The organism is Terrabacter sp. FW104-15G4B (genome assembly GCF_058790095.1).
On the sequence record NZ_JBYTCI010000003.1, the window covers coordinates 189,057 to 209,019 of the forward strand.

Annotated in this window: 21 protein-coding genes and 2 tRNA genes; 11 read left to right on the forward strand and 12 right to left on the reverse strand. The window is 71.6% G+C overall.

The annotated features are described in order from the left end of the window. Positions 1-45: 45 nt before the first annotated feature. The 4 genes from rpmG to AC3WRT_RS04360 all read right to left on the reverse strand — a co-directional run bounded on the left by rpmG (position 46) and on the right by AC3WRT_RS04360 (position 1,601). A complete protein-coding gene (gene rpmG, locus AC3WRT_RS04345; protein WP_492719521.1) occupies positions 46-216 on the reverse strand; it encodes a 50S ribosomal protein L33 in 171 nt (56 codons plus the stop codon). 165 nt (positions 217-381) lie between these two features. Beyond that, positions 382-458: transfer RNA gene (locus AC3WRT_RS04350), tRNA-Met, on the reverse strand. 61 nt (positions 459-519) lie between these two features. After that, positions 520-592: transfer RNA gene (locus AC3WRT_RS04355), tRNA-Thr, on the reverse strand. A 127-nt stretch (positions 593-719) separates the two neighbouring features. Beyond that, positions 720-1,601 carry a hypothetical protein gene (locus tag AC3WRT_RS04360; RefSeq protein ID WP_492719523.1) on the reverse strand — a complete coding sequence of 294 codons (882 nt, stop codon included), beginning with the start codon at positions 1,599-1,601 and terminating at the stop codon, positions 720-722. A gap of 58 nt (positions 1,602-1,659) precedes the next feature. On the opposite strand from AC3WRT_RS04360, the gene AC3WRT_RS04365 reads away from it, so the two are divergent. Further along, the gene (locus AC3WRT_RS04365) at positions 1,660-2,481 is read left to right on the forward strand and encodes an MBL fold metallo-hydrolase (protein WP_492719526.1); all 822 of its coding nucleotides are present in this window, start codon (positions 1,660-1,662) and stop codon (positions 2,479-2,481) included. Positions 2,482-2,513: 32 nt separating this feature from the next. Here AC3WRT_RS04365 and AC3WRT_RS04370 read toward each other — a convergent pair whose 3' ends face one another. Further along, positions 2,514-2,717, reverse strand: a complete 204-nt coding sequence (locus tag AC3WRT_RS04370) for a hypervirulence associated TUDOR domain-containing protein (protein ID WP_492719528.1) — start codon at positions 2,715-2,717, stop codon at positions 2,514-2,516. Positions 2,718-2,824: 107 nt separating this feature from the next. On the opposite strand from AC3WRT_RS04370, the gene AC3WRT_RS04375 reads away from it, so the two are divergent. After that, entirely contained in the window at positions 2,825-3,052 is a 228-nt protein-coding gene (locus tag AC3WRT_RS04375) for a BatC protein (protein WP_492719531.1), read from the forward strand. Beyond that, positions 3,052-4,296, forward strand: a complete 1,245-nt coding sequence (locus tag AC3WRT_RS04380; protein ID WP_492719534.1) for a cupin domain-containing protein — start codon at positions 3,052-3,054, stop codon at positions 4,294-4,296. The genes AC3WRT_RS04375 and AC3WRT_RS04380 overlap by 1 nt, the downstream gene beginning before the upstream one ends. A 185-nt stretch (positions 4,297-4,481) precedes the next feature. On the opposite strand, the gene AC3WRT_RS04385 is transcribed toward AC3WRT_RS04380, so the two are convergent. After that, the gene (locus AC3WRT_RS04385) at positions 4,482-5,246 is read right to left on the reverse strand and encodes a helical backbone metal receptor (protein WP_492719536.1); all 765 of its coding nucleotides are present in this window, start codon (positions 5,244-5,246) and stop codon (positions 4,482-4,484) included. Between the two features lie 93 nt (positions 5,247-5,339). Next, the gene (gene icmF, locus AC3WRT_RS04390) at positions 5,340-8,582 is read right to left on the reverse strand and encodes a fused isobutyryl-CoA mutase/GTPase IcmF (protein ID WP_492719538.1); all 3,243 of its coding nucleotides are present in this window, start codon (positions 8,580-8,582) and stop codon (positions 5,340-5,342) included. Between the two features lie 61 nt (positions 8,583-8,643). On the opposite strand from icmF, the gene AC3WRT_RS04395 reads away from it, so the two are divergent. Together AC3WRT_RS04395 and AC3WRT_RS04400 are read left to right on the forward strand one after the other, a co-directional pair. Next, positions 8,644-9,168 (forward strand): MarR family winged helix-turn-helix transcriptional regulator, encoded by a 525-nt coding sequence (locus tag AC3WRT_RS04395; RefSeq protein ID WP_492719540.1) that lies wholly within the window; start codon positions 8,644-8,646, stop codon positions 9,166-9,168. 58 nt (positions 9,169-9,226) lie between these two features. Further along, positions 9,227-10,459, forward strand: a complete 1,233-nt coding sequence (locus AC3WRT_RS04400; RefSeq protein WP_492719542.1) for an AGE family epimerase/isomerase — start codon at positions 9,227-9,229, stop codon at positions 10,457-10,459. A 6-nt stretch (positions 10,460-10,465) separates the two neighbouring features. On the opposite strand, the gene AC3WRT_RS04405 is transcribed toward AC3WRT_RS04400, so the two are convergent. Then, entirely contained in the window at positions 10,466-10,651 is a 186-nt protein-coding gene (locus AC3WRT_RS04405; protein WP_492719544.1) for a BldC family transcriptional regulator, read from the reverse strand. A gap of 215 nt (positions 10,652-10,866) precedes the next feature. Here AC3WRT_RS04405 and AC3WRT_RS04410 point away from each other — a divergent pair, with 215 nt between their 5' ends. Continuing rightward, on the forward strand, positions 10,867-11,346 hold the full coding sequence (locus tag AC3WRT_RS04410) for a MarR family winged helix-turn-helix transcriptional regulator (protein WP_492719546.1): 480 nt from the start codon (positions 10,867-10,869) through the stop codon (positions 11,344-11,346). A 22-nt stretch (positions 11,347-11,368) separates the two neighbouring features. Here the strand turns inward: AC3WRT_RS04410 and AC3WRT_RS04415 are convergent, their stop codons facing one another. After that, positions 11,369-12,613 (reverse strand): D-arabinono-1,4-lactone oxidase, encoded by a 1,245-nt coding sequence (locus AC3WRT_RS04415; protein WP_492719548.1) that lies wholly within the window; start codon positions 12,611-12,613, stop codon positions 11,369-11,371. Between the two features lie 140 nt (positions 12,614-12,753). Between AC3WRT_RS04415 and AC3WRT_RS04420 the strand changes: the two genes are divergently transcribed. Next, positions 12,754-13,752, forward strand: a complete 999-nt coding sequence (locus AC3WRT_RS04420) for an aldose epimerase family protein (RefSeq protein WP_492719550.1) — start codon at positions 12,754-12,756, stop codon at positions 13,750-13,752. Between the two features lie 27 nt (positions 13,753-13,779). On the opposite strand, the gene AC3WRT_RS04425 is transcribed toward AC3WRT_RS04420, so the two are convergent. The 3 genes from AC3WRT_RS04425 to AC3WRT_RS04435 all read right to left on the reverse strand — a co-directional run bounded on the left by AC3WRT_RS04425 (position 13,780) and on the right by AC3WRT_RS04435 (position 14,750). Continuing rightward, positions 13,780-14,106: a hypothetical protein gene (locus AC3WRT_RS04425; protein ID WP_492719552.1), complete on the reverse strand. Its 327-nt coding sequence runs from the start codon at positions 14,104-14,106 to the stop codon at positions 13,780-13,782. Positions 14,107-14,179: 73 nt separating this feature from the next. Then, the gene (locus tag AC3WRT_RS04430) at positions 14,180-14,503 is read right to left on the reverse strand and encodes a hypothetical protein (protein ID WP_492719554.1); all 324 of its coding nucleotides are present in this window, start codon (positions 14,501-14,503) and stop codon (positions 14,180-14,182) included. A 61-nt stretch (positions 14,504-14,564) separates the two neighbouring features. Continuing rightward, positions 14,565-14,750 carry a hypothetical protein gene (locus AC3WRT_RS04435; RefSeq protein ID WP_492719556.1) on the reverse strand — a complete coding sequence of 62 codons (186 nt, stop codon included), beginning with the start codon at positions 14,748-14,750 and terminating at the stop codon, positions 14,565-14,567. Between the two features lie 72 nt (positions 14,751-14,822). Between AC3WRT_RS04435 and AC3WRT_RS04440 the strand changes: the two genes are divergently transcribed. The 4 genes from AC3WRT_RS04440 (at position 14,823) to AC3WRT_RS04455 (ending at position 19,888) form a co-directional block, all read left to right on the forward strand. After that, positions 14,823-15,314 carry a MarR family winged helix-turn-helix transcriptional regulator gene (locus tag AC3WRT_RS04440; RefSeq protein WP_492719558.1) on the forward strand — a complete coding sequence of 164 codons (492 nt, stop codon included), beginning with the start codon at positions 14,823-14,825 and terminating at the stop codon, positions 15,312-15,314. Positions 15,315-15,406: 92 nt separating this feature from the next. Beyond that, the gene (lysX, locus tag AC3WRT_RS04445; protein WP_492719560.1) at positions 15,407-18,745 is read left to right on the forward strand and encodes a bifunctional lysylphosphatidylglycerol synthetase/lysine--tRNA ligase LysX; all 3,339 of its coding nucleotides are present in this window, start codon (positions 15,407-15,409) and stop codon (positions 18,743-18,745) included. Beyond that, entirely contained in the window at positions 18,736-18,891 is a 156-nt protein-coding gene (locus tag AC3WRT_RS04450) for a hypothetical protein (RefSeq protein ID WP_492719562.1), read from the forward strand. Before lysX ends, AC3WRT_RS04450 begins: the two co-directional genes overlap by 10 nt. Further along, positions 18,884-19,888, forward strand: a complete 1,005-nt coding sequence (locus AC3WRT_RS04455) for an SGNH/GDSL hydrolase family protein (protein ID WP_492719564.1) — start codon at positions 18,884-18,886, stop codon at positions 19,886-19,888. The genes AC3WRT_RS04450 and AC3WRT_RS04455 overlap by 8 nt, the downstream gene beginning before the upstream one ends. Positions 19,889-19,963 lie beyond the last annotated feature (75 nt).

Below are 19,963 nucleotides of genomic sequence, written 5' to 3' on the forward strand. Positions count from 1 at the left end.
TCCCCCGGCCGGTGGGCCGAGGGAGCGGTCGTCGTGCGTCAGGGCTCAGCGGGTCTCGCGGTGCTCCGTGTGCTTGCCGCACTTCGGGCAGAACTTGTTCATCGCGAGACGGTCGGGGTTGTTGCGACGGTTCTTCTTGGTGATGTAGTTGCGGTCCTTGCATTCCACGCACGCCATCGTGATCTTGGGACGGACGTCGGTGCTCTTGCTGGCCACGGCAACCTGCTCTTTCGGGAACTGATGTTGTATCGGTCGTCTTGCGACGGATGTCGCGCGGCGCGTCACGCGTCCCGGAGGCTCCCGGGGTGACACGCAGGCGCGACGGTCAAGGTTACGCGACACCCCGATGATTCGAGAAATCGATCCGGGTGCACACGGAAGTGGTAGCGGGAGCGGGACTCGATCCCGCGACCTCACGATTATGAGTCGTGCGCTCTAACCAGCTGAGCTACCCCGCCATGGGCTGTCGTCCCCGGCACCGCCGCAACTGCGGCGGTGAGCCGGGATCCGACCGACCAGAGCCCCAATAGGGAATCGAACCCTAGACCTTTTCCTTACCATGGAAACGCTCTGCCGACTGAGCTATTGGGGCACGGCCGACCCGGCGAAGGAGCTGCGAGAACGCCTTCAGGTCGACCTGTTGTGCGACGGTGAGACTACACGGTCCCCGTCGTGGATACGAAATCGACCACCTGCCCGGCGCCCTGCGCCTTGACCGGTCACTCACTCGCGTCGTGGTCGTCGAGCGCCTCCCGCGCTGCGGCCTCCTCCTGCTCCAGCCGATCGCGTATGCCGTTTGCCTCGTCGAGCTCGGCCCAGACCCTTTCGAGCCGCGCCCGGGCGGTGGCGAGACGCCGCTCGAGGTCGGCGATACCCTCGGTGACCTCCTCGTGGCGCGCCGTCAGCACGGCCACCTGGCGGTCCGCCGACCGCAGCTCGGTACGTGCCCGCTCGAGCGCTGACTGCAGCCTCGTGCGTTCGGCCGCGCGCCGGCTCCGGCGCCGCTCCTCGAGGTCGACGGGCGAGTCCCCTCCCCCCGGCAGCACGGACAGCGCCGGGCGGGCGGGCGCTTCTCCGGGGCCGCCCGCGGTGTCGCCGAACGCCACGACGTCGTCGACGTCGACCGACCCGAAGCCGGAATAGCTGAGCGCCTTGACGAGCGAACCGGTGAGGACCGACGCCTCGGCGGCCTCGTCGGCGATGAGGGCCGTCAGCGTCTCCCGAACCTCCTGCGCCGCCCCGGGCCCGAGCTTCTGGCCGTCCTGCTCGGCGACCTCGGCGATGCGGTCGGCCAGGGCGTCGACCCGCTTGGCCCGCTCGCGACCGAGCAGCCGCAGCTGGTCGGCGTCGAGGCTGCGCTGCGCTTCACGGAGCAGCTCGGCGAAGGAGCGGAGGTCCGCGAGCTCGTCGGCGTGCTCGCGGACGAAGTGGTTCACGGCCCACGCCGCCAGCGTCGGCTTGCGCAGTGCGCCGATGGAGCGGGCGAGGTCCTGGTCCTTCGCCGCCTTGGCCTGGAGCACCAGCTCGGAACGCAGCGGGGTGAAGCGGGCGGGCGGGGCGGCATACAGCTGCTCGACAGCGGCGCGCAGGTGCAGGATCACCCCTGCATCCTGCCGCAAACGGGTGGTGCACCCCGGCGCGGACGGGCACGCTGTAGCGGTGATCTGGATCTGTGCGACGTGCGCCGTGGAGACCGACGACCTCGAGGTGCCGCCCGCGACGTGCGCGGTCTGCGAGGACGAACGCCAGTGGGTACCCGAGCAGGGGCAGTGCTGGACGACGCTCGAGCAGCTGCGCTCCTCGGGGACGCGCATCACCGTGAAGGAGGTGGAGCCTGACCTCTGGGGTCTGAGGGCGGAGCCGGAGGTCGGCATCGGCCAGCAGACCATGGTCGTGCGGATGCCCGAGGGCGTCCTGCTCTTCGACTGCGTCGGCTATATCGAGGACGCGGCGCTCGAGCACGTGCGGTCGCTGGGACCGACCCTGGCGGTCGCCGCCAGCCACCCGCACATGTACGGCGTGCAGACCGAGTGGGCCCGGGCCCTCGGCGAGGTGCCCGTCCTCGTGGCGTCCCAGGACGCGGAGTGGGTGCGACGGCGCGACCCGCTCGTCGAGCTGTACGACGAGCGGCGCGAGGTCGCCCCGGGTCTCACCCTGCACCGCGTCGGCGGGCACTTCCGCGGGCAGGCCGTCGTCGAGTGGACCGGCGGAGCGGAGGGACGCGGGGTGCTGCTCGCGGGCGACGCCGTCTTCCCCAACCCCGACCGACGCTCGGTGAGCTTCATGCGCAGCTACCCCAACCGAATACCCCTGTCCGGCAATGTCGTCCAGCGCATCGCCGGACAGCTCGAGGGCCTGCACTTCGACCGGCTCTACAACAACTTCGGCGCCGTGGTGCCCACGGAGGCGAAGGCGGTGCTGCGGCGCTCGGCGGACCGCCACGCGGCGTGGACGCGCGGCGACTTCGACCACCTCACCTGAGGTCCGCCCTTCTGGCCAGCCAGTCGGCAGGGTCAGTCAGCGTCGAGCGTCGACTCCTTGTGGGCTGCCCTGGCGCCCGTCTTGCTCGACTCGACGATCCAGTACGGCTCGTCCTTCGACGCGTTGAACTTCTGCCCCTCGAAGGTGAACTCCGAGACTCGCTTCTCGACGGCCTTGCCGGTGGTCCGGCCCTGCGAGGTGTTCCAGTGGACGGTGTCGCCCTTCCTGATCCCCATGTACCGATCACAACACGTGCCGTGCTGCCGTGCCAGTGGTGGCTCGACCGGGTAGGTCCCCCGTGACGGCGTCGTCCGGCGCCGCGCCACCCCTGTGAGGAGATGCGATGAGCGACACCCCGATCGACCCGGTGGGCGAGTCCACCAGCGACGACCCGCTGACCGAGGGTCCCGCAGACGGCGGAGCCGACACCAGCAGCCACGACGGCGGCGCGGACGGTGGGGCCGACACGGGCTCCGGCGACGAGGGCCCGGCCGACGGCGGAGCCGACACGAGCAGCCACGACGGCGGTGCCGACGGCGGGGCCGGAGCGGACCCGACCAACTCGATCTGATGACCGCTGGCACGACGAGCCGGGTGCCCACGCGACAACGTGGGCACTCGGCGCTCCAGCAGCTCGTCCCCTTCGCACCCCACGACTTCGCCCGGGAGCACTGGGCCCGCACGCCGGTCGTGAGCCGCGCAGCCGAGCTGCCCGGCGGACTGCTCGACCTCTTCGACGAGAGCTCGGTCGACGAGCTCGTCTCACGACGAGGTCTGCGCACGCCCTTCCTGCGCGTCGCCCACAACGGCCGCACGCTCGGCGACCGTGAGTTCACCCAGGGCGGGGGCGTCGGCGCGTCGGTCCCCGACCAGCTGAGCGACGACAAGCTCCTCCAGCACTTCGCGGCGGGCGCCACCCTCGTGCTGCAGGGTCTGCACCGAACCTGGGGCCCGCTCATCGACTTCACCCAGCAGCTCGCGGAGGAGCTGGGCCATCCCGTCCAGGCGAACGCCTACGTCACCCCCAGCCAGAACACCGGCTTCAGCGACCACTACGACGTCCATGACGTCTTCGTCCTGCAGATGGCCGGCGAGAAGCGGTGGCGCGTCCGGCCGCCGGTCCACGATTCCCCGCTGCGCGACCAGCCGTGGACCGACCGCCGCGCCGAGGTCGAGCAGGCGGCTCGACGAGCGCCCCAGCGCGAGTTCACGCTGCGCCCCGGCGACGTGCTCTACCTGCCCCGCGGGTGGCTCCACTCCGCCACCGCTCTCGGCGGCGTGAGCACCCACCTGACCCTCGGGGTGCACATGTGGACGCGCCGCCACGTCGCCGACGAAATGGTCTCCATCGCGCTGGCCGAGGCGAGCCGCGACGCGCGGGTACGAGCGTCCCTGTCGGTGTCTCCCTCCGGCTTCGACCGCGACTCCCTCGCCCCCGACATCGAGCTCGTGCGCGCCACCTTGATGCGAGCCCTCGAAGCCATCGATCCCGAGACCGTGGTGGACGCGCTCGAGTCCCGCGCCCGTCCGGCGCAGCGTGCCGCGCCCATCGGCCCCCTTGCCCAGGTCGCCGCCGCCGGCTCGCTGACGCCGGCCACCGGGCTGCGGCTGCGGCCGCACGTCGCTGCCCGTCTCATGCCGGCAGCCGACGGGTCGGCGACCCTTCGCAGCCGGCTCGCCGACTTCCCAGTCGAGCGCCGGGATGTCGGCACCTTCGTCGCACTCGTGGACGACGGGACCCTTCGGGCCGACATGGTGGGCCTGGAGCTGGCCCGCAAGCTCATGCTCGCCGGCCTCCTCGTCGTGGCCGACTGACGGCACGGCCCCGGTTTGTGCCTTTCGACGGTGCAGCAACCGGCGAAAGGCCACAAACCGGGGTGCCGAACCGTCGAAAGGCACAAATCGGGGTGCCGAACCGTCGAAAGGCCGCAAATCGGGGTGGCCCGAAACCGTCGAAAGGCCACGAACCGGGATGTATTTCAGCGCTTCGGATGGCGGGGTCAGCGCGAAACGGCGTCCGTCAGGGCGGCGCGCGCACCGACGAGCGACGGGCCGTACCAGGTGAGCAACCGCCCACTCACGAGCGCCGTACGGGCGTGCCCGAACGCCTCGGGACCGTCCGCCGGCGTGAAGACGTAGGGCTCGTCGGGCAGCAGGACCACGACGCCCGCACGGTCGAGGTCGGCGAGCTCGACGTGCGGGTAGCGGCCCTCGGCCTCGGCCAAGATGTTGCGCCAGCCGAGCCGGGCCACGAGGTCGCCGGTGAAGGTGTCGCGCCCGACGGCCATCCACGGGTCGCGCCAGATCGCGACGGCCACGTCGAGGCTCGGCTCGGGCACGGGCCCCTCCCACTCGTCGCGCGCCCCCGCGAGCCAGTCCGGCGTGCGGCAGCCGAGCACGGTACCCAGCAGCCGCTCCAGGGAGTCGAGCGCAGCCGGCACGGTCTCGATGTCGGTCACCCACACGGGCACTCCGGCCTCGCGCAGCCGGCGCACGTCGAGCTCGCGGTTCTCCTCCTTGTTGGCCACGACGAGGTCCGGTGCCAGGGCCTGGATCGCCTTGAGGTCAGGGTTCTTGGTGCCCCGAACGCGTTGCACCGCAAGGTCGCCCGGGTGGGTGCACCAGTCGGTGGCGCCGACGAGCCGCTCTGGGCACGTCGCAGCGAGGGCCTCGGTGATCGAAGGGACCAGGGACACGACCCGGCGGGGCACGTCGGGGAAGGTGACGGCATACGCAAGGTCGTCGGCCAGCGTCACCGGCGACATGCGTTCGCCTCTCGACGGCTGGAGTTCACCCACAGATTGTGGCCTCTCGACGGTGCAACACCCACGGAGTGTGGCCTCTCGACGGTGGAAGGGTCAGACGTTGCGGCGGTACTGGCCGCCGACCTCGAAGAAGGCCTCGGTGACCTGCTGGAGCGAGCACACCCGCGCCGCGCGCATGAGGACGTCGAAGACGTTGCCCCCCTCGATGGCGACGGCCTTGAGCTGCTCGAGCGCCGCCTTCGCCTCGACCTCGTGCTCCTTGCGGAACGCGCGCACCCGGGCCAGCTGGCCCTGCTTCTCCTCCTCGGTGCCGCGCGCGAGGACGACCTTGCGAGGGACCTCCCCCTCGTGCGGGTTGCGGAAGGTGTTGACGCCGACGATGGGAAGCGAGCCGTCGTGCTTGCGGTGCTCGTAGAGCATCGACTCGTCCTGGATGCGGCCGCGCTGGTAGCCGGTCTCCATGGCCCCGAGGACGCCACCGCGCTCGGTGATGCGGTCGAACTCCTTGAGCACCGCGGCCTCGACGAGGTCGGTCAGCTCGTCGATGACGAAGGAGCCCTGGAGCGGGTTCTCGTTCATCGCGAGGCCCCACTCGCGGTTGATGATCAGCTGGATCGCGAGCGCGCGCCGCACCGACTCCTCAGACGGGGTCGTGACGGCCTCGTCGAAAGCGTTGGTGTGCAAGGAGTTCGCGTTGTCGTAGATCGCGATGAGCGCCTGTAGCGTGGTGCGGATGTCGTTGAAGTCCATCTCCTGGGCGTGCAGCGACCGACCCGACGTCTGCACGTGGTACTTCAGCTTCTGGCTTCGCTCCCCCGCGCCGTACTTCTCCTTCATCGCGACGGCCCAGATCCGGCGGGCGACGCGGCCCAGGACGGAGTACTCGGGGTCCATGCCGTTGCTGAAGAAGAAGGACAGGTTGGGCGCGAAGTCATCGACCCTCATGCCCCGCGCGAGATAGCTCTCGACATAGGTGAAGCCGTTCGCGAGCGTGAACGCGAGCTGGCTGATCGGGTTGGCCCCGGCCTCGGCGATGTGGTAGCCCGAGATCGACACCGAGTAGAAGTTGCGGATCGAGTGCTCGATGAACCACTCCTGGATGTCCGCCATCATCTTCAGCGAGAACTCGGTGCTGAAGATGCAGGTGTTCTGGCCCTGGTCCTCCTTGAGGATGTCGGCCTGCACCGTGCCGCGGACGTTCGCGAGGGCGTATGCCGTCAGCTCGGCGCGCTCCTCGTCGCTGGGCTCCCGGCCCTCCCGCGCCGTGAAGGCGTCGACCTGCTGGTCGATGGCGGTGTTGAGGAAGAAGGCGAGGATCGTCGGCGCGGGACCGTTGATCGTCATCGAGACGGACGTCGTCGGCGAGACGAGGTCGAAGCCGTCGTAGAGCGCCTTCATGTCCTCGAGCGTCGCGACCGAGACGCCGGAGGTGCCCACCTTGCCGTAGACGTCGGGGCGCGGGTTGGGGTCGCGGCCGTAGAGCGTGACGGAGTCGAAGGCCGTCGACAGCCGGGTCGCTGGCTGGCCCTCGGAGAGCAGCTTGAACCGACGGTTGGTGCGGAAGGGGTCGCCCTCCCCCGCGAACATCCGGGCAGGGTCCTCCCCCTCGCGCTTGAACGGGAAGACGCCGGCGGTGAAGGGGAAGTAGCCGGGAAGGTTCTCGCGTCGCAGGAAGCTGACGAGGTCGCCCTGGTCGCGGTAGCGGGGAAGCGAGACGCGCGGAATCTTGTTGCCCGACAATGACTCTCGTGTGAGGGCGGTGCGGATCTCCTTGTCGCGGATGCGGACGACCTGCTCGTCGCCCGAATAGGACTCGACGACGGACGACCAGCCGTCGAGCGCCGCCGTGACCTCGGCCGGGACGTCGTGGCGCGCGCTGTCGAGGAGCGCGTCGACGCCCTCGGTGGGTGCTTCCGCTGCGTCGAGCTCGGCACGGACGGACTCGAGGCGCTGCACCCGGCCGGCGGCGGCGGCATACGCCTTCGTCTTGTCGTGGTAGCCACGCACGGTGTCGCTGATCTCGGCGAGGTAGCGCACTCGGGAAGCCGGCACGATGGTCGCGATGCGGGTCGACTGCTTGGTGTCGACGCGCGGCAGGACGCCCTCGTCGACAGGCATCCCCTTGTCGGACAGCAGCTTTCGCAGCTCCTGGTAGAGCGCGGTGACGCCGTCGTCGTTGAAGGTGGCCGCGGACGTGCCGTAGACGGGCATGTCGGCGGGGCGCTTGCCGAACGCCTCGCGGTTGCGCACCATCTGACGCCCGACGTCGCGCAGGGCGTCCTCGGCGCCCCGGCGCTCGAACTTGTTGATCGCCACGACGTCGGCACGGTCGAGCATGTCGATCTTCTCGAGCTGGCTGCTGGCCCCGAACTCGGGCGTCATGACGTAGAGCGAGACGTCGGCGTAGTCGACGACGGCGGCGTCGCCCTGGCCGATGCCCGGCGTCTCGAGGATGACGAGGTCGAAGCCAGCCGCCCGCACGATGTCGAGGACGTCGTCGAGGTGGGTCGGCACCTGCGAGCCGCCGCGCGTGGCGAGGCTGCGGAAGAAGACGCGGTCGCCGTCGAGCGAGCTCATCCGGATGCGGTCGCCCAGCAGGGCGCCGCCACCACGGCTGCGGGTCGGGTCGACGGCGAGGACGGCGACGCGGAGCTTGTCCTGCTGGTCGAGGCGCAGGCGCCGGATCAGCTCGTCGGTCAGGCTCGACTTGCCGGACCCACCGGTGCCGGTGATTCCGAGGACGGGGACCCGCCGTCGGCCGGCAGCCTCGCGGACGCCTGAGAGCATCGCATCGTCGAGCTCGCCCTCCTGCGCGCCGGTGATGGCGCGCGCCACCGAGGCCCGCTCGCCGGCCAGGAGGGCGTCGAGGGATGGGGCGCTGACCTCCCACGGGTCGAAGTCGCAGTCGGCGACGACGGTGTTGATCATGCCGGCGAGGCCGAGGCGCTGACCGTCCTCGGGGCTGAAGATCGTGACGCCCGACTCGCGCAGGCGAGCGATCTCCTCGGGGACGATGACCCCGCCGCCGCCACCGACGACGCGGATGTGGCCGGCGCCGTTCTCCCTGAGCAGCTGCACGAGGTACTCGAAGTACTCGACGTGCCCACCCTGGTAGGAGCTGACGGCGACGCCCTGGACGTCCTCCTCGATCGCCGCGTCGACGACCTCCTGGACCGAACGGTTGTGTCCGAGGTGGATGACCTCGGCGCCCTGCGTCTGCATGATGCGACGCATGATGTTGATCGACGCGTCGTGCCCGTCGAAGAGGCTGCTCGCCGTGACGAGCCGCACGTGGTGGGACGGCTGGTGAAACTCGTGCTGCGCTGCGTCGGACATGAGAAAATAGTAGGACTTCCAAATAATGGACGTCAACGCTTCACCGCCCTACGATGAGCGCATGACTGCGGGAGCGAGCGCACCGGCCGGCTCGGGTCTGGGATTCGACCCCATCGCGCGGGCCCGCGAGCAGTGGACCGAGCAGGGGTGGGGCGCCGCCGCCGACGGGATGGCGGCCGTCACCTCCCTGATGCGGGCGCACCAGATCGTCCTCGCCCGGGTCGAGGCGACGCTGAAGCCGCTCGGGGTGACGTTCGCGCGCTACGAGGTGCTCATGCTCCTGTGGTTCAGCCGGCGCGGGTCGCTGCCGATGAAGGTCATCGGCTCGCGGCTTCAGGTGCACCCCACGAGCGTGACGAACGCCGTCGACCGCCTCGAGGACGCCGGTCTCGTGACGCGCTCGACGCATCCCGAGGACCGTCGCGCGATGCTCGTGGCACTCACGCCGGAGGGCCGGGAGCTCGCCGAGCGCGCGACCCGCGTCCTCAACGCGCAGGTCTTCGAGCACCCGGACCTGGGGGACCACGACGTCCGGTCCCTCGTCGACGTGCTCACCCGGCTGCGCCGCAGCGCCGGGGACTTCTGAGCCCACTTCGTTACCCCGAGCACCCACGGCCACCCCGGGCACTCGGCAGACTGTCCCCATGTCCGACACCCTCCTGCTGCCACCGGAGCAGCTCGCCCGGCTGACCGAGCAACGACGGCTCCTGCGCACCGTGGCGCGCGGAGCCCGGCGGCCGGGCGGCGGTTTCGGCTGGCTCACCGACGACGGGCACCTCGACGACCGGCACGGCGTCGAGGCGTGGATAACCGCGCGGATGACGCACGTCGCGGCGCTCGGCGTCCTCGAGGGCGACGACTCCTGCGCCGAGCTCGTCGACCACGGCGTCGCGACGTTCGCCCCGGGAGGACTGCTCCACGACCCGGAGCACGGCGGCTGGTTCGCCTCCGTCGAGCTCGACGGGACGCCGAGGGTGGCCGACAAGCGCGCGTACGAGCACGCCTTCGTCATCCTGGCCTCCTCCTCGGCGGCCGCGACGCACCGGCCCGGCGCCGATGCCGTGCTCGACGACGCCCTCCAGACCTTCGAGCAGCGCTTCTGGCGGGAGGCGGACGGGCTCGCGGTCGACGTCTGGGACCGGACGTGGTCGACGCTCGAGGACTACCGCGGGGCCAACGCCAACATGCACTCCGTCGAGGCCCTGCTCGCCGCCTGGGACGTGACGCGGGACCCGCGCTGGCTGGGGCATGCGCTGCGCATCACCGAGCGCATGGTCCACGGCTTCGCGCGCGCCGGTGCCTTTCGGCTGCCCGAGCACTTCGGCCCGGACTGGGAGCCACGGCCCGACTACAACCTCGACCACCCCGCCGACCAGTTCAGGCCCTACGGCGTCACGCCCGGGCACCTTCTCGAGTGGTCCCGGCTGTCGCTGCACCTGCGCCACGCCCTCGGCACCGAGGCGCCCGCCTGGCTGCTCGACGACGCACGCTCGCTCTTCGACGTGGCCGTGCACGACGGCTGGGACGCCGACGGGCACGAGGGCTTCGTCTACACGACCGACTTCGAGGGCGTTCCGGTCGTGCGGGACCGGCTGCACTGGGTGGTCACCGAGGCCATCGCGGCCGCGCGCACGCTGCACCTCGCGACGGGCGACCCGACGTATGCCGCGTGGCACGACCGGTGGTGGCGTCATGCATACGACCACTTCGTCGACGGCGAGCGCGGGTCGTGGCGCCACGAGCTGTCTCCCGACCTCACGCCGTCGGCCACCGTGTGGCAGGGGCGCCCGGACGTCTACCACGCATACCAGGCGTGCCTGGTGGGGGCGCTCGGCGAGATGACGTCCTTCTCGGGGGCGCTGCGCCAGGGCGGCTAGCGGCCCTCAGTCCTCCAGGCTGTCGAGCAGGGCCCAGATCTCGCGCTCGGGGTAGCGACGGTGCCCACCGAGGGTGCGACGGGCGTCGAGCTTGCCCGACCTCGCCCACCGGCTGACGGTCTTGGGGTCTACGCGGAAGATCGAGGCGACCTCCGCAGGGGTCAAGAGCCTCTCGGCCTCTGCGCCATCCATGTCCACATGAGCTCCTGCCGGCATGCAGCACGAGGAGGGAAGTCACGGACCCGAGGCTGGCTGCTCAACCCCGAGTCCGGTGGAGCCCCCAGCCGACCAACTGGGCCGTGGCCGGGCTCCCGACACATATCAACGGTACGGCGATCTGATTTGACTATCAAGCGATCAGGTGATCGAGGTATCTCGTGCTCGGCGTCGTCAGTAGATTGGCGGCCATGACCCGCCGCACCTACGACCGCGACGACGCGACCGCTGCCCTGCGCGAGCTGATCCTGGCGGGTGAGCGCTACCGGATCGCCGTCGCCTCGCACCTCGACCTGACGGTCAACGAGAGCCGTGCCGTCAGCTATCTCCTCGCGCGCGGGCCCATGGGGCAGACCGATCTCGCAGACGCCCTCGGCTTGACCACCAGCTCCACGACGACCCTGCTCGACCGCCTCGAGCAGCGGGGGCTGGTCCTGCGCGCTCCGGACCCCACCGACAGGCGACGCAGCACCGTGGAGATCCCTGAGTCCGGCCTGCGCCGGATCGAGGCGGTCCGGGACTGGATGCCGCACGCCTTCGACGACCTCCCCGCCGAGGAGCTGCCGGACGTGGCTGACCTGCTCGTCACGATCGCCTCGTCCCTGCGCGCGGTCACCGCCGACATCGACGCCTCCCGGACTCCCTCACCCGGCCGCCGCAAGCGCCACTGAGGTCTTCGGGCCGCGTCCGCGGTCAGCCGAGCACGCGGTCCACGAACGCGTTGCCGAACACGCGCTGCGGGTCCACCCGGTCGCGCAGGGCGCGGAAGTCGCCCATCCGCGGGTAGAGCGGCTCGAGCATGTCGGCACGCGCGACGAAGCACTTGCCCCAGTGCGGACGGGCACCGAGCGGCAGGAGGGCCTCCTCGATGGCCGGGAGGACGGCATACACCCGCTCCTCGTCGCGCAGCCACGTGAAGTGCACCCCCACGACGTCGCGGCCGTAGGCACTGCTCAGCCAGTGGTCGTCGGCGGCGACCGAGCGCAGCTCGCTGATCTGGAGCACCGGCGTCAGCCGGTCACGCAGCGCCCGCATCCGGTCCACGGCCGTCAGCAGCTGCTCGCGCGGCAGGAGGTACTCGCTCTGCAGCTCCTCCCCCCGGCTGGGCGTGAACTCCATCCGGAAGTGCGGCAGCCGGTCGAGCCAGGGCCCCGGCACGCCGCGCTGCTCGGTCACCGCGTCGGTCACCCCATCCTCGAGCATGTGCAGCGTCGTGGTCGCGGCCACCGCCCCGTGCAGCTCGGCCGGCGCCTCGCCGGTGCGGCTCTTGAGCCACACCTGCTCGACGCCCGCGTCGCCCCAGCGGGTGAAGAGGCTGACGCTGTAGGCGCTGCTCGTGATCGTGTCGACCTCAGACGCGAGTGCCTCCCACGGCAGTCCGGTGTAGACGTCCTGGCGCACGTCGTAGGTCGGCTCGACGTCGAGCGTCACGGCGGTGGTGACGCCCAGCGCGCCCAGGGCCACGACGCTGCCCTCGAAGTCGGGGTCGCCGCGACCCACGGTGCGCAGCTCGCCGTCCGGTCCGACGAGCTCGAGCGAGGCGACGGCGGTTGCGAGGGAGCCGTTCTCGACGCCCGAGCCGTGCGTGCCCGTCGCCACGGCCCCGGCGACGGAGATGTGGGGCAGGGAGGCGAGGTTGCCGAGCGCCCATCCCTGCGCCTGCAGCCGGGTGGCCACCTCGCCGTATGTCGCCCGCCCTGTGAGCCGGGCCGTCCGAGTGGCCGCGTCGACCTCCACGTTCGTCGGCAGGTCGACGAGCGAGACGAGCACCCCGTCCTCGACGTCCGTGATGTCGGTGAGGTCGGTGAAGCTGTGCCGCGAGCCGAGGGCGCGCACCCGCGGAGCGGCCGCCACGACCTCCTGCAGGTGCTCCACCGACCTGACCCGCTCGATGCGTGCCCGGTAGGCGTGGTTGCCGGCCCAGTTCGTCTCCACCATGGGCACAGTCTGCCCTCGGGTGGTGGCTTGCGGTCCCGCGGTCCTGCCGTCGCCACGACAGCGGTCAGGTCGGGTAAGGCCGACCTGACGCCTCGCCGTGCCGCCCAACCACCACCTCGACCCACCTCGCAGGAGCGCCCATGCCCCCCACCACCCCCACGTCGGTCGAGCTCGTCGCCGACGGCCTGCTGCTCGAGATCGTCACCGCCGGCGCGGCCGTGCGGCGTCTCGTCGTCATCGACGACGGCGGGGAGACCGACGTCGTCCTCGGCCACTTGGACCCGATGACGTATGCCGTGGGCGGCGGCTACCTCGGGGCCACCATCGGCCGCTTCGCCAACCGGCTCACCGGCGCCCACTTCGCCATCGACGGGGTGGAGCACGTCGTGGCGGCCAACGAGGGGCCGAACGCGCTGCACGGCGGTCTCGACGGCTTCGACCGCCGCGAGTGGACGGTCGAGGAGCGCAGCGGCCGCCACGTGCGCCTGGGCCTGCTCAGCCCGGACCGCGACCAGGGCTTCCCGGGGGCGCTCCAGGTCAGCGTGACCTACACGGTCGAGCCGGGCCTCGTGCGGCTCGACTACCGCGCCACGACCGACGCCGACACGATCGTGAGCCTCACCAACCACACCTACTGGAACCTCGACGGGGAAGCCAGCGGCCCCATCGACGCCCACGAGCTCCGGGTGTCGGCCGAGGCCTTCACCCCGACCGACGCGCAGCTACTGCCGATCGGAGAGCTGCGCGACGTCGGCGGCACGCCCTTCGACCTGCGCCGGGCCACACGCCTCCAGGAGGCCCTGGCCGCGGACGACGAGCAGCTCCGCTACGGAGGCGGGTTCGACCACAACTTCGCGGTGTCGGGCGCCGGGTTGCGCCACGTCGCGACCCTGCGGGGATCGTCGGGCCGCACCCTCGAGATCGAGAGCGACCGGCCCGGGGTGCAGGTGTACTCGGGTGCCCACTTCGACGGCACGGTCGTCGGGACGTCGGGGACGGCATACGGCCCCCGCGCGGGGATCGCGCTGGAGACCCAGGGCTTCCCGGACGCACCCAACCACGCCGGGTTCCCCTCGGCGCTCCTGCGGGCCGGCGACACGTGGTCGAGCGCCACCCTCTGGCGTCTCGGCCGCGACTGAGCGCACGACCGAACTCGGACGGCGCAGCTACGCGTGCCGGTGTCGGCCGCGCTGCACGTGCAGCTCGGGGTGCACGTCCTCGGGCAGCTCCTCCGGCTCGGCGCCCTCGCCCGGCCTCGCCACGCCCCAGCCGTCGGGCGTGATCGTGTCGACGGGAGGGTTGCCGACCAGGTGCGACCGCTCCGCGCCCTCAGGATGGTCACGCCGCGCCCGCTCCGTGTCGTCGACGTGCGTGTTGAGCGACTCGTCGGAGTCGCCCTTGCGGCCGACATGTCGTGGCCCGACGACCACCAGACCGATGAGGAGGACAACCACCACCGTCAGCATGACGAAGAGCCCCACACGATCGCCCATGGCACCTCCCGGGTCCGTACCGCCACTTCGACGGTACTCCGGGGGGCGCGCAGCGGCACTGAAACCGCTGAGATCAGCTCTGGTCCGGCGAGTTCCCCGCGTCGTTGGGCGGGGCAACCAGGGGGTCACGCGCATCCGGCGTCCAGCCGCCTGCCCCGGCCCCCGCAACGGCGCTGTCGTCACCCGACGGGGCCACGGTGTCCATCGGCGGGTTGCCCACGAGCTTGTCGGTGTCCGGGACGGGCGCTGCGCCCGCGCCACCCGACTCGACGTCCGGGTTCAGGGTCTCGTGCTCCCCGTCGTCGCGGGTGCGCCGCCGCGGGACCATCACGACGAGAATCAGGCCGAGCAGGACGACGACGCCCAGCATGAGGAACAGCCCACCACGGTCACCCATGTCACTCCCTCGATCGGTGTCCGTGGAGACGTACCCAGAGGGCGGGACCTCGATGCAGGGATCAGTCGGTGCGGGAGGCCTCTGCCGCGCGGGCCACCCGCGCAGCGCGCTCGCGCTGGAGACGCGCCTTGGGGTCGTTGCCCTCGCCCAGCTGTGCGGGGCCGAAGACGGTCAGGCCGATCAGCCGCAGCCGGTAGCCGATCCGGTAGCCGATGGACAGTCCCTTGCCGGACCTCGAGCTCGCCACGAGAATTCCTCCAGATTGTTAGTGCACTAACTGTTAGCGTACACGTGACCCCCCGGATCCGAGGACCTCCTGATGACCATGAACCACGCCGCACGCGCCACCGAGCACCCGGTCGCGGCGAGCCACTCCCCCGACGACCTGCTGATGCTCGACCAGCAGGTGTGCTTCGCGCTCGCCGTGGCGGCGCGCAACGTGATCTCCCTCTACCGGCCCGTGCTCGAGCCCCTGGGGCTCACCCACCCGCAGTACCTCGTCATGCTCGCCCTGTGGGAGCGCTCGCCGCTCAGCGTCCGCGAGCTCGGTCGGCTGCTCAGCCTCGAGGCCGCCACGCTCTCGCCCCTGCTGAAGCGCCTCGAGGCCGCGGGTCTGGTGACCCGCGAGCGCCACCCCGACGACGAGCGGGCGCTCGCCATCACCCTCACCGACCGCGGCCGACACCTGCGCGAGATGGCCGTGCAGGTCCCGCCCCAGGTCGTCGAGCGCCTCGGCATGCCGGTCGAGGAGCTCCAGGCGCTGCGCACCTCCCTGCACCGCGTGATCGACGCGACGAGCCCCACGGCCTGAGCGTCACGCTGGGGATTGGCTGGGCGTGACCTGTGAGCACTCTCGCAGCGTTCGTGCAGAAGACGCCCAGCGCCCGGGTGGATGCTCGGCCCATGGGCACCCGACGATCGAGGGCGCCGGGTTCGCACCGTCCGGCCCGACTGCTCACCGGCGTGTACGCGCTGGCCACCCTGGTGGCTCTCCTCCTGACGGTCTTCGCCCGACGCCGACCGCACCCCCTGCTCGCCGAGGACCTCTTCGGCCTGCTCAACATCCCGGTGGCACCCACGTTCGTGTCCGTCGTCGTGCTCGCCCTGGCGACCCGGGCACTGCTGGGCCGCAAGCGAATCGGACTCTGGTTCGTCGCGGCCTTCCAGGTCGTCGGGATCTACGTCGGCTTCCTCGCCGTCGTCCCGGCCGCACAGCTGCCGCTGACCCGCATGTGGTCGAGCCGCGGTGACCTGGGCCGCGGCCTCGACATCGTCTCGACAGTCGTCGCAGCGCTGGCCCTCTGGTGGCTCTGGAGGATGCGGCAGGACTTCACTGGGCGGCTCCAACGGGGCTCGTGGGGCCTGGCGCTAGCGGCTCTGGCCGTCGGCTCCCCACTGACGCTTGCCGCGGCCTGGCTGCTGCTCGGCGCGGTGGGCGCGCCCCGCTCGCAGGTCGATCCCCTCGTGGACACCGTGCTCGGGGCGTTCGGAGGCATCAGCCGCCGGAGCCTGGCGCTGGTCCCCTCGTGGGTGGTGGAGGTCGTGGCCGTCTGCGCCGGACTCACCATCCTGGCGGCGGTCACCCTATTTCTCGCGTCAGCCCGGCCGCGCAGTCGCTGGTCGCCGGGCCGCGAGGTCGCCCTGCGTGGGCTGCTCGCCCGCCACGGCGCCGACGACTCCCTGGGCTACTTCGCCACGCGCCGCGACAAGGCGTCCGTCTTCTCGCCGGACGGGCGGGCCGCCGTCACCTACCGCGTCGTCGCCGGGGTCTCCCTCGCCTCCTCCGACCCCGTCGGGGACCCCGACAGCTGGCGCTCTGCGATCGAGGTCTGGCGGGCCGAGGCCCATGAGTACGGCTGGATCCCTGCGGTGGTCGGTGCGAGCGAGCGGGGAGCCAGGGCCTACGCGACGACCGCGGGCATGCGAGTCCTGCTGCTCGGCGACGAGGCGATCCTCAGTCCCGCCCACTTCGACCTGCGACGCACGTCCCTGTCACCGGTGCGGCACGCCGTCACGAGGGCGAAACGCGCCGGCCTCCACGTCGCGGTGCGACGCCAGGTCGAGCTGTCCCCCGAGGAGCTGGCGGAGGTCACCGAGCGGGCCGAGCAGTGGCGAGGCGGCGAGACCGAGCGCGGCTTCTCCATGGCCCTCGGCCGGGGCGGCGACCCCGCGGACCGCGACATCCTCCACGTGACCGCCCACACCGACGACGGGTCGCTCGTCGGTGTCCTCTCCTTCGTCCCGTGGGGGCGCGCCGGCGTCTCGCTCGACGTCATGCGCCGCTCCCCCGAGGCACCCAACGGCGTCACCGAGCTCATGGTCAGCGAGCTGCTGGCCCGCGCCCCCCGGCTCGGCCTGTCCCGCGTCTCGCTCAACTTCTGCATGTTCCGAGGCGTCTTCGAGGATGCCGAACGCCTCGGTTCGGGGTCGCTGACGCGCGCCGGCGCCTCGGTGCTCGGCCTCTTCGACCGCATCTGGCAGCTGGAACGGCTCTACCGGTCCAACGAGAAGTACGAGCCGACGTGGCAGCCACGGTTCGTCTGCTACGACGACACGCTGTCCCTGCCCCAGGTCGGGGTCGCCGTCGGCGCGGCGGAAGGCTTCCTGCGCTACCCGTCCCTGCGCAACGCCCCCGTCCAGCTCGATCCCGAGCACCTGGCGCAGGTGGCGACGATCAGCGCCCCGGCGGTGGACCTCGACACGGTCGGCCCGCGGCGCTCCGACCAGTTCCGGCACCGGCTGGAGACCGTCGACCGGATGCGCGAGGCCGGCATGGAGCCCTACCCGGCCGGCAAAACGTCCGGCGCCCCGACCTCGCTGGCCGGTCTCGGCCCGGACGCGTGGCAGAGCCCGCGCACCGGGTCGGTGTTCGGACGCGTACGGGAGGTCCGCGACCACGGCGGCGTCGTCTTCGCCACCCTGGTCGACGGCGACGCGCGCCTGCAGGTGCTGCTCGACACGGCCCGTCTCGGCCGTGCGTGCCTCGACGACTTCACCTCCTTCGTCGACGTCGGGGACCTCGTGCGCGTCGACGGCATCACCGGCTGGTCACGCTCCGGGACGAGGAGCCTGCTGGTTCAGGGCTGGCGCATGGACGCCAAGTCCCTCCACCCCATCCCCTTCCGCGCGTTCGAGGACCCCGGCGCCCGCGCCAGACAGCGCTCGACCGACCTGCTCGCCCACCCGCGTGACGTCGACCTGCTGCGGTGCCGGTCGGCGGTCGTCGGCTCGATCCGCAGGACGCTCGACGATGCCGGCTTCCTCGAGGTGGAGACCCCGATGCTCCACACCGTCCACGGCGGCGCGAGCGCGCGTCCCTTCAGGACCTTCATCAACGCATACGGCCTGGATCTCTCGCTACGCATCGCTCCCGAGCTGCACCTCAAACGGCTGCTCGTCGCCGGGCTCGGCCCGGTCTTCGAGCTCGGGCGCAGCTTCCGCAACGAGGGCGCCGACGCCACGCACAACCCGGAGTTCACCTCCCTCGAGGTCTACCAGCCGTACGCCGACTACACGACGATGCGTCACCTCACCGAGCGGCTCGTCCGCGAGGCGGCCCGCTGCGTCCACGGCCGCGAGGTCATCCCGCTCCCCGCGCCCGGGAGGGCCCGGCAGGGCCTGGACGCCCACGGCGTGGAGCTGGTCGACATCAGCGGCGCGTGGCCGGTCGTACGCGTGCTCGACGCGGTCTCCGAGGCCGTCGCACAGCCCGTGAGGACCGACACCGACATGGACGTGCTGCTGCAGCTCGCCGAGGCGCACGGCGTCGGCGTTCGTCCCGAGATGGGGGCGGGAGCCGTCATCGAGGAGCTCTACGCCGAGCTCGTGGAGCCGAGGACCCTGCTGCCCACCTTCTACACCGACTTCCCCGTCGAGACGTCACCGCTCACGCGGCCTCACCGTACGCAGGCCGGGCTCGTCGAGCGGTGGGACCTCGTCGTGGCCGGGATGGAGGTGGGGACGGCATACAGCGAGCTGACCGACCCGCTCGACCAGCGCGCCCGACTGACCGAGCAGTCGCTCAAGGCTGCGGCCGGCGACCCGGAGGCGATGGAGGTCGACGAGGACTTCCTGCACGCCCTCGAGCTCGGGATGCCGCCGAGCGGCGGGCTCGGCCTCGGCGTCGACCGGCTCGTCATGCTGGTGACGAACACCTCGATCCGGTCGGTCCTGACGTTCCCCTTCGTGCGGCCGTTGACCGACCGCCGCACCGAGAGAGAGGCGAGCCCCGCGTGGAGCTGACCGACACCGGCCTCACGACGCGCGACCCGCTCGACGTGACCGCGACCGGGCTGGCCCACGGCGGTCACCACGACCCAGTGTGGGCCCCGTCCGTCCGGTCCGCCTTCTCGTCGCTGGCGCAGACCCTGCCCGGGTTCCGTGCCTGAGCGGCAAGGTATGCCGTCCGGCCGGTCCTCCGGCCGGCGGCCGGTCCCGCGTCGGCGCGGCGATCGAGGAGCGGGCGCCTGGGCCAAGCCGCGCCACGTCGTCGCGGCCCTGCTGGGGGTCGTCGTCCTCGTCGCTCTCGCCGTGAGCGGTCTCGTGCCCGGTCTGGGCGGCACCGGCCTGGCCAACGGCTTGGTCTCGGGGATGCGGGGCCACGGGGCCTCGTCAGCGCCGTCAGCGCCGTCAGCGGCGTCGGCGACCCCGGCCCCTGCAACCAGCACGACCGCCCCACCGGGCCCGCTCACCATGGTCGGACTCGGCGACTCGGTGCCGTCGGCGGAGACCTGCTTCTGCACCGGATACGTGGAACAGGTGGGCGCGCGACTGCAGGAGCAGACCGGCCGGCCGTGGTTGGTGCACAACGAGGCCCATGGCGGCTGGACCACCGCAGACGTCGAGCACGACCTGTCCTCGCCGGACGTTCGCACGGACCTCGCCGATGCGGCCCTCGTCGTGGTCGAGGTCGGAGCCAACGACTTCGACCTCGACCAGGTCGACGACCTGGGCTGCTTCCCGGCCTTCGGGTCCGACTGCTGGGCCGCGACGAACAACGGTGTCCGCGACGGGCTTGAGCGCATCGTCACGGGCATCCGCAGCATCGACCGAAGACCGGACGTGCGGATCGCGGTCCTCGGCTACTGGAACGTGACCCTCGACGGTTCGGTCGGGCGCGCCCAGGGCAAGGACTTCGTCCTCGGCAGCGACTCGCTGACCCGGCTCGTCAACCAGACGGTCCAGCAGACGGCCGCTCAGACGGGCGCCGTCTACGTCGACGCGTACGCCGCACTCAAGGGAGACACCGGCACTCAGGACCCCACCACCCTGCTGCTCGACGACGGGGACCACCCCAACGCGGCGGGGCACCGGCTGCTGGCGGACGCCGTCCTCCAGTCGCTCGACGCCGTGGGCGCCGTGCCCGCCTGGCGCTCGACCCCGTGACCCCCGTCCGCTCTCGCCCGCTTGCTCGCTTGCTCCCGTGCACCGTCGAAAGGCCACCCACCGGGCCCCGGTTTG